The sequence below is a fragment of the Kaistella carnis genome (genome assembly GCF_003860585.1).
In the GTDB taxonomy this organism is placed as follows: domain Bacteria; phylum Bacteroidota; class Bacteroidia; order Flavobacteriales; family Weeksellaceae; genus Kaistella; species Kaistella carnis.
On record NZ_CP034159.1, the window covers coordinates 2,257,938 to 2,275,734 of the forward strand.

Below are 17,797 nucleotides of genomic sequence, written 5' to 3' on the forward strand. Positions count from 1 at the left end.
CTTATTTTATATATCGATCTAAATTATATCGGTGTTTTAACTTTCTGTACAATGGAACATCCTATCTGCACATTGTAACAAATACAGACACTTCCGTACTAATTAATAAAAATATCTATGAAAAAGCTTTCTACTTTTTTTGTTCTTCTACTTTCAGTCTTCGCCTTCGCGCAATCTACCATTACAGGAACTGTTTCTGATGAAGATGGCAAACCCGTTCCAAGCGCGAGTGTAACAGTTGAAGAACCGGGAAAAGACGCGATTATTGCTTACTCCATCACCAATTCTAAAGGAGAATATAAAGTTACTTTTACTACTGCTGAACCCAATGTAGATCTCAAGATAAAAGCTTTTAACCAAAAACCTCTGCAAAAAAGCGTAAAAAATCAAGACAGTTCTCAGAACTTTGCGCTCGAATCCGACGCTACAGAAATTAAGGAAGTAAAGATTAAAACGAAAATGATCACCAAACGCGGTGATACGATTTCTTACGATTTAAAAGCCTTCGAAAGTAAAGCAGACCGTACTTTGGCCGATGTTTTAAAGAAAATTCCCGGAATTGATGTCAATCCCGATGGAAGTGTTCTTTATCAGGGCGAACCCATCAATAAATTCTATGTCAACGGAAAAGATTTGATGGAAGGCGGTTACGGAACCATCAATAATTCTTTGCCAAAAGATGCGGTGCAGAAAGTAGAAGTAATGGAGAATCACCAACCCGTGAAAATACTTCAGGATAAAGTTCCCTCGGAAAATGCAGCCATCAACGTAAAATTGAAAAACAGCGTGACCATGACCGGGCGCGGAGAAGCAGGAACAGGTTTCGGAGAACCATGGCTTTGGAATTTGAAATTAACGCCAATGTTTTTTGGACAGAAAAATCAGTGGGTCATTAATTATAAAACCAATAATAACGGGGAAACCGTGGAAAAAGAAGGCAATATTCTTTCGTTTGGAAATAGATATGAAGGAAGAAGAGGAAATGTCTCTCAAAATGACTGGTTAAATGTAGAGAACGCATCTACGCCTAATCTGCCGGAAAAAAGATATTTGATGAACAATGTTCATTACTTATCAGCAAACCTTTTGACCAATCCTTTCAAAAGTAAAGACTGGGAGCTGAAAGCAAATGCAAGCTATACCAACAATGCCGTTTCACGTGAATCATACACAGAAAACACTGATTTTCTTAGCAATACGAAATATCTTACGAATATTTCAAATAAATTTTACACGGATAAAGCGAAGGGAGAATTGATTTTTACAAAGAATGCCAAGAAAGGTTTTTTCAAAAATGTGACTACCTTTTCTCAATTTTGGAATGCAGATCGAGCCGATGTGAACAGAAATGATATTTACGGAACAAGAAATGGAGCAGAAGCTATTGAATCGCCGACTACGTCTTTTCAAAATTCCTTGAGTACCATCATTCCGTGGAAAGAGAAATTGGTGAACGTGATGTCTTACATCAGTTTTCAGGATGACCATCAAACGCTCGATATTTCACCGTCTTCTTATTTAAAGTTTAAAAGTTATAAAGATTCGCTAGGATTTCAGCATTTTCTTTTTGAAGATACAGATGCCGTAAGACAGAAATTAAGAATTAAAACTTTGGAAATCAACCATTCGGCAAGTGTTGGGTTTACCGCAAAAAACTGGACTTTTACGCCGGAAGTTGGTTTTAACTATTCTAATGATCAGTTGAATACCGAATTTTCAACACTTACTAATTCTACATTTTCACCTTATGGAAATGATTACAACAATAACTTAAAATTTACCAACGCGGTGCCTTATGCTTCATTAGGTATTAATTTTAAAAGTAATTCCTGGATGCTTTATTCCCAGTTCCCTTTTAATTTTAATAATATTAAAGCAGATGATCCGGAAAGAAATGTTGCAAAAAGCATCAATAAACTGACTTTCGAACCTATGGTTTTTGCGCAATATACTTTTGCCTCTTTCTGGAAAGCCAGTGCTAACGCGAACATGAATTATAATTTTGGAAGTACGAATGACAGTTACGCCGGTTATATTTTCACCAGTCCAACCTCGCCATCTGCTATGTCTGCAGATAATCCGATTCCGGAAACACGCTCAAAGTCGGTAGGTACAAAACTGGAATATAGAAATCCACTGAATAATTTATTTGGGAATATTGGTTACCGATACAGTAAAACAAATAGAAATATCATTGGAAATTCGATTAATGATGGTTCTGGATTTATTTTGACGAATTTCCGGGAATTAGACAATCAAAGCAATTCAAATTCTGCGAGTGTAGAAATTGGTAAATATTTCCCGTCCTTTAAAACCAATGCATCTTTAAGTTTTAATAATTCGGTTTCAAAATCTGATCAATTAACAACTGACCTTAATAATGAAGAATATTTCTTCGTTAATAAAAACACATCCCAAACCGCAGGATTAAAATTTAACAACACTTATTTTTCCTGGATGAGCATCGATTATAATCTTTCATTTTCCTGGAGTCATCAGGTGAATCAGTTTAATGATTCAAAGAATTCAGGTTTTAACCATAATTTGAGTACCTATTTTTATCCGGTAGAAAACCATACGATCGGTTTTACTTGGGATCAAATCAATTCTGGAAATAATCTGACGACCTATAATAATGCCTTCTACGATTTATCTTACCAATATTCGTGGGCGAAAAAGAAAATCGATTTTGAGTTGAAATGGATGAATATTGGAAACAGAAAAGTATTTGAAAGATTTGCGACAAGTGCAATCTCAGAAAGTTACACGAGAATGGAGTTGCGACCAAGTCAAGTCATGTTTACGGTTAAATTTAATTTCAAATAACAGCATCTAACTACAGAAAATCCCACCTTCACTAAAGAGGGTGGAATTTTTATTTGAGGTGAGTCATCAGATCAAAAGCTCTCGTGATCCGCACTTGGTCCGTAGCTTCCGGGCAATGCAATATCATTTAACCGGTAATAAACTCCCAGCTGCGCTCGGTGATGCGTAATTTGATTCAATGCGTGGCGCATTGCACTATATTTTGTGAAATCTGCAAGAACTTGATCTCCCATATTCATGGACCAAGTGCCATTTAGATCATCTTCACTCATGGAATCCAAAGTGGCTTTCGTTTTTTTATAATCCTCTTCGAGTTTTTGCTGCAGTTCCGCTTTTGTTTGCAAAAAAGTGGGTTGGTAATCGCCAGCTGCGAAATCTAATTTTTCTGTTTTCATAATAAATTCAGGCCAACCGAATATTTCAGCAATATGGGTCGCCAGCGGCATCATTTTCATGCTTTTTTCGTGCGGTGCGTAATCGTTCTTTCCTTCAGGGTAAACGTCAAAGAAATTCTTTGTCGTTGCGTATTCCTGTTCGAATTCAATTCTGAGGTTCGGTAAAGTTTCCATATTTTTTGTTTTTATAAAGGTACTAAGGTCTGGTGGATTAATGTTTTAAGAAAGTATTAAAAAAAATTAAAGTTTCACAAAAGATGTAACAAAAACTGTAAATCGCGCACTAATTATGAAATTAAAAAAAATGAAAAAATTTTTAACTCTAGCATTAATAACGGGATTCTTTGTATTAAATGCTCAGGAAACAGCCAACCGATTCTTTTATGAACTTACATTTAAGCCGAAAAAAGATTCTTCAAAATTGGATAAAGTAATGGCTGTTTTGGACATTACAAAGGACAAATCTATCTACAGAGATTACACCATGGTCGCACAAGACTCGATCCTTAAAGTTCAGGTAGAGGCGATGCAAAAATCCGGTCAGTTCAAAGATCTTTCGAAAACGATCACCATGCCTAAGTTTTCCGAAAAGGTTTATAAATTTTATCCAAGCATGAAAGTACAATATACCGATCGTGTTGCCAATGGATTTACGCCCATGAATATTGGGTACAACGAGGAGATAAAATTCAATTGGAAAATAGATAATCAAAAAGAAAAAATTGGAGATTACAATACCCAGAAAGCCACAACAGAATATGGTGGAAGAAAATGGACGGCTTGGTTCACAAGTTCAATTCCATTTCAAGATGGACCCTATAAATTCAGTGGATTACCTGGATTGATCGTTAAAATTTCTGATGATGGAAATAATTATTCCTGGGAACTTAAAGGAAATAAAAAAGTAGAGAATTTTAATGAAATTCCTTACATCGAAACCGTAATGCCGGGTGGCGATGGCGGTAAAGTGGTAGAGGTTTCTAGAGAGAAATTCGATAAGACTTTGAATGATTATAAAAAAGATCCTATGGCAAGTGCAAGACCTTATTTAAAGCCTGAAATGATGTCTCAAAAAATGCCGGGCTCTGATCAAACCATTGGCGACATGATGAAAGATGCAGAAAAAAGAATGAGAGATTTCTATGATGCAAATGATAATCCCATTGAAATTTCAGCTGCAAAAGCGAAAAAATAACGAGACTTGTTACTAAATTATATTGGAGACCTTGAAACGCTGGATGTTTCAAGGTTTTTTTATGAAATTAATCAGTTTGAGACCCAATCCTTATTTAGAGTTAATTTAAATAACGTATATTTGCGAATCAAAATTTATAGTGTTGAAAGTAGATCATTCAGATAAATTATGTTGTTTCCCGAGAAATAAATCGGGGAAAATATTGGGTTATGAAAACGATAACCTCGGCATGCCTAATAAAATTATTGAAATGGGCTTACTGCCCGAAACTGTTTTTAAGGTTCTGTATCAGGCGCCTTTTCGTGGACCACTTTATATAGAATTTGGAGACGAAAAAAGCAGAATTGCGTTGCGTGAAGAAGAAGCGCGATTCATCATCGTGGAAACTTTAACTTAAATATACTCCACAACACTCGAAACCCTTCGGGATGGAGCGAAGAATGAACACTTCAAATAACAAACAAATTCTTTTAGTCGGTAATCCAAATGTTGGTAAATCCACCGTTTTTAATCTGTTATGCAATAAAAAACAAAAAACAGGAAACTATGCCGGCGTTACTGTAGCCAGCCATTCAGGAAATTACGAATATGGTGGTGAACATGTTGAGATCATCGATTTACCGGGATCTTACAGTATATACCCAACCTCTGAAGACGAAGCAATCCTCTCAAAATTTTTAATTGAAGAGCAGGGACAATATTCCGGCGTCGTCTATATATTGGAAGCGTTGAGCATGAAAAGAGGTTTGCTCCTTTTTCAACAAATTCAGGACTTAGGAATTCCTATTTTATTAGTTGTAAATCAAATTGACCAAGCCGAAAGACGCGGTATTAATATCGATATTGACCAGCTTTCAAAAGAACTGAACGTAACCGTTTTGCAGGCCAACGCAAAACAAAATCAGGGTATCGAAGAGTTACGCAGAGAAATTCACAAAGGAATCTTCCGGGAGTCAGACAAAGTTTCTTTCGATATTCCAACGGAACATAAAGGATTAGTTTTTAAAATCCTTTCCGAAACAAAAGAAGAAAATCAATATAAAATATGGACTTTACTTTCCTCCGAAACCTATTTGGGTAAGTTGGAAACGGTGAAGGAACAGATGAATGATGATGAGGTTAAATGTTTGGTTCCGAAAAGATTACAGACCCAGGAAACCATTAGACGTTATCAGGAAATTGATAAAATAATTTCTAAAGTTCTTTCAAAAAAACCGCAGTTCAAAGAATTGTTGACCGAAAAATTAGATAAGGTTTTGGTTCACCCGATTTGGGGATATTTGATTTTCGGATTTATTTTATTAATCATTTTCCAAAGTGTTTTCTTTCTGGCAGAATATCCAATGAACTGGATTTCAGATTTTTTCCTCTGGTTATCTGGTTTTGCGAATGAATATCTTCCGGCTGGACCAATTAATTCACTCATCGCGAATGGAATTATCCCGGGAGTTGGCGGAATTATGGTGTTCGCGCCGCAAATTGGGATCTTACTTTATTTCCTTTATCTGCTCGAAGATTCTGGTTATATGGCGAGGGTTATATTTTTAATGGACCGCTTTCTTCGTCCTTTTGGATTGAACGGAAAAAGTATTGTACCACTGGTTTCAGGAACGGCTTGTGCGATTCCGGCCATCATGTCTACTCGGAATATCGAAAATGTCAAGGAACGTTTAATTACCATTTTGGTAACGCCGTTTATGACGTGTTCAGCACGACTTCCGGTTTACAGTATTATCATCGGTTTAATTATTCCGAATAAATTTTTTATTGGAATCAGCTATAAAGCAATTGCTTTAATGGCAATGTATTTCCTAGGATTTTTCACCTCTTTAGTTGCTGCCTTAATTCTTAAAAAAATTATTAAAAGCAAAGGAAAATCTTTCCTTGTCATGGATTTGCCTTCATATAAAATGCCCCTTTTCGGTTATGATTTTAAAATTGTTCTCGGTAAAGTTTGGGAATTTATAACGGGCGCCGGAAAAATTATTTTCTTATTCAGTATCGTGATTTGGTTTTTCAGTTATATCGGACCGACTCAAGATAAGAAAGAGTTCGTGGCTACCGATGTAAAATTAGATCACTCGTATCTCGCCAAAATGGGAAAATCCATTGAACCGGTAATTGCACCTTTGGGTTACGACTGGAAAATGGGCGTTGGGATTTTAACGAGTTTTGTAGCGAGAGAAGTGTTTGTAGGAACCATGTCAACTTTGTATAGTTTGGATGACGAAGCCCCGGAAGGTAAAATCATCGATAAAATGCGAAATGATAAGAAACCAAATGGGAAACCAATTTACAGTTTCGCCACGGGAGTTTCCATCTTATTCTTCTATGCATTTGCTATGCAATGTGTTTCTACTTTGGCCGTTGTATACAGAGAAACCAAATCCTGGAAATGGACCATGGCGCAACTCTTCGGCATGTCGGGCTTGGCTTATATTGCCTCCTTAATTGTCTATCAAATTTTAAAATAATGGATAATTCACTTATTTTTCAATACGTCATTATCGCTGCAATTGTTTTGTTTGCAGGTTATTCTTTATTTAAAATCATTGCTAAAAATTTTAGTTCTAAGAAATTTAAAAAGAAAGGAAAACCAGGTTGCGATTCTGATTGCTGTGGATAATTTAATTCGATAAAGTTTTCATTATCAGTATTTTATTATTTACACGAGTATTTAATTTAACTTTTGTTTAATAATTTCGCTCCTATTTTATTCGTATTTTTGCAGATTGAAAAACCAGACCTTTTGAGAACTTATTTGTTCTTGAAAATCATATTATAAAATCTCAGTTTATGGCTTTAATAAAATCTATATCAGGAATCCGCGGAACCATTGGTGGTAAAGTTGACGAAAATCTAACGCCACTTGATGTGGTAAAATTTACTTCCGCTTTTGGAACCTGGCTTCAAAATAATAAAAACAAAAAAGACCTTACTCTTGTGGTCGGCCGTGATGCACGTATTTCCGGCTCAATGGTGAATTCATTAGTAACTGCAACTTTGCAAGGTTTGGGAATTAACGTGGTTGATTTAGGGCTTTCTACAACGCCAACTGTTGAAGTAATGGTACCTGAACTGAATGCAGATGGTGGAATTATCCTTACCGCTTCTCACAATCCGAAACAATGGAACGCTTTAAAATTATTAAATGAAAAAGGTGAATTCATTACTGGTGAAAATGGAACTGAAGTTCTGGCTTTAGCCGAAAGTCAAGATTTTGATTACGCTGAAGTTGATGATTTAGGAAAATACGAAATCAGAGATGATGGTTTTGATATTCATATTCAAAAGATTCTGGATTTACCAATGGTCGATGCAGAAGTCATTAAAGCGAAGAAATTTAAAGTCGTTGTTGATGCCGTAAATTCAACAGGCGGAATTGCTATTCCACAGTTATTAGGGGAATTAGGTTGTGAAGTGGTGAAATTATATTGCGAACCGAACGGACATTTTCCACACAATCCTGAACCTTTGAAAGAACATTTAGGAGATATCTGCGAACTGGTGAAAACTGAGAAAGCAGACGTCGGAATCGTTGTTGACCCAGATGTTGACCGTTTGGCTCTGGTAGATGAAAACGGCGAACTTTTCGGTGAAGAATATACTTTGGTTGCTGTGGCTGATTATCTTTTGAGACATCAAAAAGGAGCAGCAGTTTCAAACCTTTCTTCAAGTCGTGCTTTAAGAGATGTTGCCAGAAATTTAGGTTCTGAATATTTCGCCAGCGCTGTAGGAGAAGTAAACGTAGTCACTTTAATGAAAGAAAAAAACGCGGTTATTGGTGGTGAAGGAAATGGTGGAATCATCTATCCAGAACTTCATTATGGTCGTGATTCTTTGGTAGGAGTTGCATTATTCTTAACGCATTTAGCAAAAGAAAATAAAACCGTTTCTGAATTGAGAGCAACTTACCCAAGTTATTTCATGGGTAAAAAGAAAATTGAATTGACTCCGGATATCGACGTAGACTCCCTTTTAACTAAAGTGGAAAAAGAGTATCAAACAGAAGACATTTCCACTATTGACGGGGTAAAAATAGATTTTGAAAACAATTGGGTCCATTTAAGAAAATCAAATACGGAACCGATTATCAGAATTTACACCGAGGCCTTCTCACAAGAAGAAGCCGATAATTTAGGAGATCAAATGATTGAAAAAATAAGAAGTTTGATTTAATTAGAATTAAGTAACTTTAATTCAAATTTGAGCGATGACAATTACAATAAAGCCGAAAAATAAAAAAGAATCTGAAAAGATAAAGGCGATTCTCAAAGCGATTGAGGTCGATTTTGTCGAAGATACTTATGATAAAGATTTTGTAAAAAAAATACAAAAATCACGATTAGAAATTGAGCAGGGTGATACTAAAAAAATTGGACTTGCCAATTTATGGAAATAGAGTTTACCAAACAGGCACAACTTGATTTAACGTATTGGAAAAAGTCTGGAAATAAGATAGTTCAGAAGAAAATTTCAGAACTTTTAGAAGATTTACAAGTTCATCCTTTTGAAGGAATTGGAAAGCCCGAAGCATTGAAACACAGTTTAAGTGGCTCTTGGAGTAGAAGGATAAATTTAGAACATAGAATTGTATATGAAGTTATTGATGAAATAATTTATATACAATCATTGAGAGGACATTATTAATGTTTAAATAAAAGGATTTTTTTCGAGGATTGTAAGATAATTTCAATCTTGGAAACGAACCGCAAAATTATATATTGGAAGAATTTTTTGAAAACGAACTCGTAGAAAAGTTCGAAGCAATGGTTGAGAATAATGATGAATTCTACTTCGAAACCGAAGAGTATGAAGAGATTATTATCTATTATCTCGAAATGGGGGATATCTCCTTTGCCGATATGGCAACAAAATATGGGCTGAAAATTCACCCAAACTCCCTTGATTTAAAAATTAAGCAATTCGAAGTTTTCCTGGAATTGGAAAAATATGCTGAGGCCAAGGAACTGATGACTGAACTGAAGGAATCCTGCATGGATCATACCGACTTCCTGGTTTGCTGTGCGAAATATTATTCGAATCTGGGAAATCCGAGACGTTCAATCGAGTATTGCGAAAAAGCCTTAGAACTGGAAGAAGAAGAAAACTTTTTACATAACTTCATTGCAGATGAATACGTGAATTTAGAAGATCCGTTCAAAGCCTTGAAGCATTATAAACTGGCCTTGAATTTTGATCCGCAGGATGAATATTCGTTAGAGAACGTGATGTTCTGTTATAACCAATTGAAGCGAAGCGATGAAGCCATCGAGTTCTTGAATGGTTATCTGGATAAGTTTGCCTTCTCAGAAACGGCTTGGTACGAATACGGACAGTTTTATTTCAACAAAAAGAAATATGAAGAAGCCATTAATGGCTTTGATTATTTGTTGGCGATCAATCCACAATCTGTCGGAGTTTACGCCAATAAAGCGGCGTGTTATGAAGCGATGGGCGAGTGGTTAAAAGCCGTTGAAGTCTATGAAGAAATGTTGGCTTTAGAATATACCAAATCGTTTACTTTTTATAAAATTGGTTTGTGTTATAAAGAAAATAAGCAGCCTGTTTTAGCCTTAAATTCGTTTCAGAAATCGTTGCGTGATGATCCCCAGTTTTACCTTTCGATGATGGAGCAATCCTACATTTACGAGGAAATGGGCGGAATGAAAGAAGCCTTACACTTTGCGAAAGAAGCCGTTTCTCTGAACGAATCGAATTTGGATTATCAGAAAAGACTTGCCTTTTTATATATCGAAGGTGGTAAATTCGAGGAGAGTTTAACTTGCCTGAAAAGATTAGTTGATTTCGAACCAACGCGTTTCTATAACTGGTACGCGTATTCGGAAGTCTTGATGTTGATCGGTGAATTTGAAGAGGCTGTTACCGTATTGGTTGCCGCAACAAAAATGCATAACCGCGCCGAGTTGTTTTATCAGTTAAGCAACTGTTATTTCCAGCTGAATAATCAGAAGAAAGGAAGAACAGCGCTTGCAACTGCCTTAGAGCTTGATCCGCAGTTGCTGGAAGATATGCAGCAAAAATATCCTTTCTTAAAAGATGAAGTGGATAAAGTGAAAACCAAAAAGAAGTAAATCTTTTTTAGAAAATAGAAAACGCACGGAGAGGTGCGTTTTTTTTGTTTACAGTAAGATCTTCAGTATTGCAAGACACGATCAGGTTTACTATTCTTTGTTTGGGCAGACATTTCCGCCTTCCACTCCCGCTTTTTTGTTCCACTACGTTTCACAAAAAGAGCTCCGTTCAAGTCGGGCTGCAGATTTTCGCATTTATAAAGATCGGTCTGGATCCAACTATCGATAATACATTTCAAGGAAGTTAAAAAACTCAGCCATTCTAAACACGTTATTAAATGCTAAATAAAAGAACAATACAGAAACCGTAACATAAAGAAAAGAAAGTATTTTCGGCGAATCTTTATATCCGTAAAACAGCCAGCCAAGAAGCACCGGAACAACGAATATAAAATGTCCGCCGTAAATATAAGAAGTATGAAGTCCGAATTTTAAAACGCAGTGAATCGCAATATCCACCAAAAAAGAAATCATCAAAATCTGAACGAATTTGTTTTTAAAGTTCTTGGCAAAACTCCATAAAACAAGTAATAAAACCGCTGCTACAAATACATACGGAATCCACGAAGTATAAACATCCATGAAAAGCGCTTTATACTGAAATCCTTTTTTATTGTGATAGTCTTTAATTACGAATCCACTGAAAAGCATATTTCCACCGAAAAACCACGACACAATCATGTCCCAAATCGGGGTCACTTTGGGATTAGAAAACTTTTCATACTGTTCACCGGATTTATTTAAAAAGTTTAAAAACTTAAAATCCAGTCGGTATAGAAACAGTAAAACAAAAACCGACACGGAGATTAAAACCCGTAAAACGAGATTTCCAAATTTTCGCCAGTTTCTAAAGACATTCTTTTCAAAAAGAAGCGGAATGTAAACTTTAACAACATTCGTAACCGTTAAACCACCGATCGAAACTGCAGCTAAAGCCAAAGCTATTGCCGGAATCTTTTCTTCTTTTCTAATTTTTAAAGCTGCATAATAATTAAATAAAACTAAAAATAATAAGGTATAAGTATAAGTTTCAGGCGTGAAAGAAAGTAAAATCGGCGTGCTGAAAAAGGAGAAAAAGAATAGAATTAATAAAGAGATTTTTTTCGGTAAGGTGATGATGTTCTTTAAATATTTATAAACCTGAACTAAGCTCAAACTCACCGCAAAGTTGCTGCACCAAGCCAAAACCAGTCGGAAGGTTTCATCTTTTTTGCCATGTGAAAACAATAAGGCAAACTCCTTAATCCAGTTGAAAAAATAGTTGGATAAAGGATGTCTTTCAAATCCGCCGCCGGTCATTACAATCGCTCGATTATCAAAACTGAAGTATGCGTCCCACGGAATTCGGTTATCAAAAATAATTCGATAATCCAACGCAATCACCGTTCCCAAAATACCATAAGCAGTAAGGAACAGCAGAAATAAAAACAATTCGAATCTTGTTTCCGGGAAAACAGTTTTCAGAAAATCTGTAAATTTTTGTTTTAAATTCAAGGTCATTAATTTCGGCAAAAGTAAGGAATTTTAAGAACTACAGGAAAGGGTAGAGCAGCCTGTTTGGCCATCATATTCATTGGGTCTTTTGACAGAAAATTCAGGATAGATTTCTTCGTAAGGATTCTCCAGAGCAGTTAAAAGTTTATTCAGTAAATCTTTTTTTCCTTCATTCAGTTCATTAATACATTCAAAAAGTAAATAATTTCTCAGAATGAATTTAGGGTTGGCGGTTTTCATTAACGTTAAAGAATCGGCTTTTGAAATGTTGTTCTTTGCTAATCGATTTTGATAAAGACCAAGAAATTCTTTTAGTTTCTCAAATTGATCTTCTGTCGTTCTTGAATAAAATACTTCTTTAAAATGAACTTTATAATCGATATTTTCGTCATAGCTTTCTAACTGTTTAAAGAACAACGTATAATCGATTTTTAAATCCTGCATGAGTTGTTGCGCATTCGTAAACAGTTCATCATCACCTTCCTGAACTTGATCAAATCCAAATTTCTTCGCCATCATTTCATCATGTTTGATCCAGAAAGTAGTGTTGAAATCATTCAGGATCTTTTCCAGTTTGGATTCGTCTTTAATTAAAGAAAATAAAGCGTTGGCCAATTGCCAAAGATTCCATTGTGCAATTTTTGCCTGATTTCCAAAAGCATATCTGCGACCCGGTAAATCGGTTGTATTCGGCGTAAAATTCAAATCATATTCATCTAAGAAAGAAAACGGTCCGTAATCAATCGTTAATCCCAAAATGGACATGTTATCGGTATTCATCACGCCATGAACAAATCCAACGCGGAACCAATCCACAATCATATCCGCAGTTTTCTCTGAAACTGTTTTGAAGAAATCCGCATATTTATTTGGACTGTCAATATCGATTTCTGGAAAATAATTTTCAATGGCAAAATCAGCAAGTTTCTTTAAAGTCTCAATTTCGCCTTGAGCAGAAAGCAATTCAAAATGTCCAAATCTTAAAAAACTTGGAGCAGTTCTGGTCATGACAGCTCCTTTTTCGTACGCGGCATTTCCGTCGTAGAGCATATCTCGAACAACCTGTTCTCCACTGAAAGAAAGAGATAAGGCTCGAGTCGTGGGAATGCCCAAATGAAACATCGCTTCACTCATCAGATATTCCCGAACGGAAGAACGAAGAACCGCGCGTCCATCAGCATGCCGGGAATATGGAGTTGCTCCGGCGCCTTTCCATTGGATTTCGGATTTCTGACCTTCAGCATTTTTAATCTCACCAGTGAAAATTGCGCGGCCATCGCCGAGTTGCCCAGCCCAGTTTCCAAACTGATGTCCAGCGTACGCAGTTGCATAAGTTTTCATTTCAGCAGGAAGTGATTTTGCATTTAAAAAATCGGTGTCTTCTTGCTTTTCAATTTTACCTAATCCTATTTCTTCGGATAATTTTTCATTAAATATAATAAGGTCAGGGTTTTTGAAGTGAGCAATTTCCGTAGTTGAAGATAAAACTTTTGGAGTTTGTCTTTGCATTGGATTCCCGGAAAGGTCGGCAGGGAAAAGGGATAAATATTGTTGCGTGATTTGATCTAAATTCATGATTCAAAGTTCGTTAAAAAAAACATCCTTCCAAAAGTTTGAAAGGATGTTTTCCATTTATTATATATATTGATGTTATTTGTTAAAATCGATATCGTCGCCGGTATTGATGTTTTCGTTAACGTTTTCTTCTTTTCTAGCCGGTGGTTTTTTATTGGTGTTCACCGGCTCAGAAACCGTTGGGTTTTTAATCTGGTCGATGGTTTGCAAACCGCCATCATCACCATATCCACCAAGTCCCTGTAAGTCCGCACAGCTTCCTGTCCAATTGGATGGTTTTACAAATTTATCTTCCGGAGAGATTCCTAATTCTTTATCTGCCCAGACTTTCTTCATGTAAATTGCCCAGATCGGTAGCGCCATTTTTGCTCCTTGTCCTTCGCCTGTTCCGTAGAAATGCGTGGCTCGATCTTCCCAGCCAACCCAAACTCCTGTGGCAAGGTTTGGTGTAATTCCCATAAACCAACCATCCGAGTTATTCTGTGTTGTACCGGTTTTACCGGCGATCTCAATTCCTTTTGGAACTCCTCTTCGTCCCAATTCACCAGAAGCGGTACCGAATTCTGTTACCCCTTTCATTAGATCAATCATGGTGTACGCATACAATTCGTTCATGACTTCTTTGGTCACCGGTTTCACTTCTTTAATTAAGCGGGAATTTCCATCTTCTATACGCCAGATCATTTCGGGCTTGATGTAATTTCCGTAATTCGCAAAAGTACTGTAGGCACCTAACATTTCATAAATTGTAATATCAGAAGAACCCAGTGCAACGGCATACTCGTTCGGGATCTCTTCAGTAACTCCAAGATCTCTGGCCGTTTGAATGACACTTTTCACACCCGTCATTTCAATTAATCTTACTGCGACCGGGTTTTGGGATTGTGCCAAAGCATCTCGTAATGTCAGCATTCCACCTCGACCTCTAACGCTCCATGATCCTTTAGTATAGGTAGCATTGGAAACGGTTGAACAAGGAGTCATTCCCAACTTCATGATGGCCGTAGCGTAAACAAATGGTTTAAAGGTTGAACCAACCTGTCTTTTCCCCTGTTTAATATGATCATATTGGAAATGCTGCCAGTTAATTCCCCCAACCCAAGCTTTAATTTCGCCTGTTCCTGGAACCATCGACATTAAACCAGCCTGTGCAATTTGTTTGTGATACCGAATGGAATCCCATGGTGACATTTCCACTTCTTCTTCACCGGCCCAGGTAAATCTTGAAGTTTTAATTGGTTTTTTGAAGTCAAGCATAATGGAATCTTCGGACACGCCAGCACTTTTTAACTGCTTATATCGTCCTGTTCGCTTCATCGCACTCAACATGATGGAGTTGATCTGCTTGTCGTTAATTAAGTAAAAAGGTCTTTGTTTTCTACCTCTTTGCTCCGCATCAAATCTTTTTTGGAGATCTGTTAAGTGCTCTTTTATGGACTCTTCCGCATATCCTTGCATTTTAGAATCCAAGGTGGTATAAATTTTTAAACCGTCTTTGAATATATTAAGCGTTTTACCCGTCGATTTTTCATAATCTTTGATGTAACCGTCAATCTCTTTTCTTAAGTAAAATTTATAGTAAGCCGAATAACCTTCATCAATCGATTTTACGGGATGATAATCAAGTGCAATAGGAGAGTCTACTGCTTTTTGAAAAGTTTGCTGATCCAAATAACCCGTTTTTAACATTTGATCTAAAACAACGTCTCTTCTGCTCTTTGCTCTTTCCTCATTTCTCATCGGATTATTTTTCACCGGATTTTCCAGCATGGCAACAAACATTGCAGCTTCGGGAAGGGTGAGTTTCGAGGTTGTTTTATTAAAGTATATTCGCGAAGCCATTTCAATACCATTGGCATTATAAAGAAAATCGAATTTATTGAAATAAAGAGTAATGATTTCTTCTTTCGTATATCTCTTCTCAAGACTTACTGCAACTACCCATTCTTTCAGTTTCTGAAAACTTCGCTGTAAGGTGTTCTGTGAGGCTCTTCCGGTAAATAAAAGTTTGGCTAACTGCTGTGTAATGGTAGAACCACCACCTCGTTTTCCACCAAATGCAACTGCTCTCGCAACAGATTGTAAATCAATTCCCGAATGTTCTTTAAAACGCTCATCCTCTTTTGCCTGAAGTGCATAAATAAGATACGGTGGAAGTTCCTTGTAAGTGACAGGTTGGGTTTTTTCCTTTTCAAACTTCCCCAGCATTTTTCCGTCTGAGGAATAGATTTCTGAAGCCACAAATATATCGGGATTGTCCAGCTCTTTTACATCGGGCATGTCACCAAGAAATCCCTGGGACACTGCAAAAAAGGTACCTGCTATTCCAATAATTAGAATAATCAGACCAGTCCAGACCAGTTTTACCCATTTTTTCCAGCCCGTATTTTTCACCTTTTTAGGAGGAAGTGGAAATTTTTGTTGAGGTTTATTTCCTTTATTCTGTGTGTTTTCCATAAATAATATTACGGTTTTGCTGTTTCAATTTTTACACCAATATCTTCAATCCCAGGCAGATTATCATTGCGCATCGCCTGAATAATTCCAATGGAATACGTTCCGTTTTCGGGGAATTTATAATTTAATTTATACTGGAAAAGTGTTTCTTTGGTGTCACCGAAACCTTTTCCTATCCACGCCCCATTTGGTTGCGCTAGAATATAATTCAAGGTATCGGTACTTTTCTGTTTTGTTTTTTGGTTCAAAAAATTAACGATCAATCTGATGTTACTGTACGGATAATCGTTATTGTTTCTTACAACAAATATAATGTTTTTCGGAGTCTGTGCATCTGCTATTTTAAAGTCAAACTTTTGCTCCGATTTTTTATTCCATTTGCCGTTTAGGTTATTCATCACCACTTCTTCGGCACTGTTTTTACAGCTGAAAAGAAAAAACAAAAAGAAAGAAACGCCTATGATCTTATGCATTGTCATCACGTTTTGGCTGTGGTTTCTTTTTAAATTTTTTCGGACCTTGATTTTGAGGACTAGCCTTTACGTTTTGTCCCGCTGCTTTCTCCTGTGGTTTTTTATTCCTTGGCGGTTGATTAACATTAGGTTTGCCCTCTGTTTTATTTTGATTGTTTGGTTTCCTTTTGTTCTGGTTTTTTCCGGCAGGTCTATTTTTCCTTTCGAAACGGTCCATATTGTTTTCCTGAATCAAATCAACCGATTTTACCGGAATATCATTGATTTTTAACTCTTCCAAAGGTGGAGCTTTTTCCCCTTTTTTATTGGTATCAATGAGTTTTTTCACTTCCTGAACATCCAAATCATACCATGACATGGAATGGTCTACGTAGGCAAACCACATTCTTTTTTTGAAAACGTCAATTTTAATACAAAAAGCTTTTCCTTTTACGGTATCAATGGTTGTTGATGAAGGAGGAAAATGACTTAATGCATCCAAATAACTGTCTAGCTCGTAGTTCAGGCAACATTTCAGTTTTCCACATTGTCCTGCTAATTTCTGCGGATTAATGCTTAATTGCTGATAACGCGCGGCGTTCGTATTAACTGACCGGAAATCGGTGAGCCATGTTGAACAGCACAATTCTCTACCACATGAACCAATTCCACCGACTTTTGCGGCTTCTTGCCGGAAACCGATTTGTTTCATATCGATTTTAGTTCTAAACAAAGATGCATATTCTTTGATCAACTGCCGGAAATCCACGCGGGTATCTGCGGTATAGTAGATGGTAACTTTTCCACCATCTCCTTGATATTCCACATCGGTAATTTTCATATCCAGGTTTAAGGCGTAAGCAATTTTACGCGCCTGAATTTTTACACTTTCTTCTTTTTGTCTGACTTCCTGCCAAACTTCAATGTCTTTTTGGTTGGCTAATCGGTAAATTTTTAGAGGGTTTTCTTCAGAAACGTATTTTTTTTTCATCTGAATTTTAACCAATTCTCCTGAGAGGCTTACTACACCTATATCGTGACCCGGACTTGATTCTACTGTGACAACGCTTCCTATATGAAGCGGTAATTTATTAACGTTTTTATAAAAAAATTTACGATCGTTCTTAAACCTAACTTCTACAAAATCAGTATTTGATTGAGCAGGACTGTTAATATTTGAGAGCCAATCGAAAACACTTAATTTATAGCTATTTCCGCACGTATCTACACTTGCACAGCCATCAGCGGATTTTGTTCCGCATGAATGGGCAGAATCGCCGGATGTTTTACATCCACAACTCATATTTA

The 17,797-nt window shown here is 36.6% G+C and carries 15 protein-coding genes; 9 read left to right on the forward strand and 6 right to left on the reverse strand.

Features of this window, described 5'->3' with window-relative positions; translation table 11 throughout:
• Positions 1–117: 117 nt before the first annotated feature.
• Positions 118–2,826: a carboxypeptidase regulatory-like domain-containing protein gene (locus tag EIB73_RS10495; RefSeq protein WP_125025193.1), complete on the forward strand. Its 2,709-nt coding sequence runs from the start codon at positions 118–120 to the stop codon at positions 2,824–2,826.
• Positions 2,827–2,897: 71 nt separating this feature from the next.
• On the opposite strand, the gene EIB73_RS10500 is transcribed toward EIB73_RS10495, so the two are convergent.
• A complete protein-coding gene (locus tag EIB73_RS10500; RefSeq protein ID WP_125025195.1) occupies positions 2,898–3,395 on the reverse strand; it encodes a DinB family protein in 498 nt (165 codons plus the stop codon).
• Between the two features lie 130 nt (positions 3,396–3,525).
• Here EIB73_RS10500 and EIB73_RS10505 point away from each other — a divergent pair, with 130 nt between their 5' ends.
• The 8 genes from EIB73_RS10505 to EIB73_RS10535 all read left to right on the forward strand — a co-directional run bounded on the left by EIB73_RS10505 (position 3,526) and on the right by EIB73_RS10535 (position 10,511).
• Positions 3,526–4,416: a GLPGLI family protein gene (locus EIB73_RS10505; RefSeq protein WP_125025197.1), complete on the forward strand. Its 891-nt coding sequence runs from the start codon at positions 3,526–3,528 to the stop codon at positions 4,414–4,416.
• Positions 4,417–4,558: 142 nt separating this feature from the next.
• Positions 4,559–4,813 (forward strand): FeoA family protein, encoded by a 255-nt coding sequence (locus EIB73_RS10510; protein WP_125025199.1) that lies wholly within the window; start codon positions 4,559–4,561, stop codon positions 4,811–4,813.
• A gap of 43 nt (positions 4,814–4,856) precedes the next feature.
• Positions 4,857–6,890, forward strand: a complete 2,034-nt coding sequence (gene feoB, locus EIB73_RS10515; RefSeq protein WP_228411230.1) for a ferrous iron transport protein B — start codon at positions 4,857–4,859, stop codon at positions 6,888–6,890.
• Positions 6,890–7,042 (forward strand): hypothetical protein, encoded by a 153-nt coding sequence (locus EIB73_RS15055; protein WP_164467878.1) that lies wholly within the window; start codon positions 6,890–6,892, stop codon positions 7,040–7,042. The genes feoB and EIB73_RS15055 overlap by 1 nt, the downstream gene beginning before the upstream one ends.
• A gap of 170 nt (positions 7,043–7,212) precedes the next feature.
• The gene (gene glmM, locus EIB73_RS10520) at positions 7,213–8,595 is read left to right on the forward strand and encodes a phosphoglucosamine mutase (RefSeq protein ID WP_125025203.1); all 1,383 of its coding nucleotides are present in this window, start codon (positions 7,213–7,215) and stop codon (positions 8,593–8,595) included.
• Between the two features lie 34 nt (positions 8,596–8,629).
• The gene (locus EIB73_RS10525) at positions 8,630–8,818 is read left to right on the forward strand and encodes a DUF2683 family protein (RefSeq protein ID WP_125025205.1); all 189 of its coding nucleotides are present in this window, start codon (positions 8,630–8,632) and stop codon (positions 8,816–8,818) included.
• Positions 8,809–9,066, forward strand: a complete 258-nt coding sequence (locus EIB73_RS10530; protein ID WP_125025207.1) for a Txe/YoeB family addiction module toxin — start codon at positions 8,809–8,811, stop codon at positions 9,064–9,066. Before EIB73_RS10525 ends, EIB73_RS10530 begins: the two co-directional genes overlap by 10 nt.
• A gap of 74 nt (positions 9,067–9,140) precedes the next feature.
• Positions 9,141–10,511 carry a tetratricopeptide repeat protein gene (locus EIB73_RS10535; RefSeq protein WP_125025209.1) on the forward strand — a complete coding sequence of 457 codons (1,371 nt, stop codon included), beginning with the start codon at positions 9,141–9,143 and terminating at the stop codon, positions 10,509–10,511.
• Between the two features lie 219 nt (positions 10,512–10,730).
• On the opposite strand, the gene EIB73_RS10540 is transcribed toward EIB73_RS10535, so the two are convergent.
• The 5 genes from EIB73_RS10540 to EIB73_RS10560 form a co-directional block, all read right to left on the reverse strand.
• Positions 10,731–12,005 (reverse strand): DUF6080 domain-containing protein, encoded by a 1,275-nt coding sequence (locus EIB73_RS10540; RefSeq protein WP_185144617.1) that lies wholly within the window; start codon positions 12,003–12,005, stop codon positions 10,731–10,733.
• Between the two features lie 30 nt (positions 12,006–12,035).
• On the reverse strand, positions 12,036–13,580 hold the full coding sequence (locus EIB73_RS10545; protein WP_125025211.1) for a protein adenylyltransferase SelO: 1,545 nt from the start codon (positions 13,578–13,580) through the stop codon (positions 12,036–12,038).
• 75 nt (positions 13,581–13,655) lie between these two features.
• Positions 13,656–16,037, reverse strand: coding sequence for a transglycosylase domain-containing protein (locus EIB73_RS10550; protein WP_125025213.1), 2,382 nt, complete (start codon positions 16,035–16,037; stop codon positions 13,656–13,658).
• Positions 16,038–16,045: 8 nt separating this feature from the next.
• Entirely contained in the window at positions 16,046–16,516 is a 471-nt protein-coding gene (locus EIB73_RS10555) for a gliding motility lipoprotein GldH (protein WP_164467879.1), read from the reverse strand.
• A complete protein-coding gene (locus EIB73_RS10560; protein WP_125025217.1) occupies positions 16,503–17,792 on the reverse strand; it encodes a PSP1 domain-containing protein in 1,290 nt (429 codons plus the stop codon). The genes EIB73_RS10555 and EIB73_RS10560 overlap by 14 nt, the downstream gene beginning before the upstream one ends.
• Positions 17,793–17,797 lie beyond the last annotated feature (5 nt).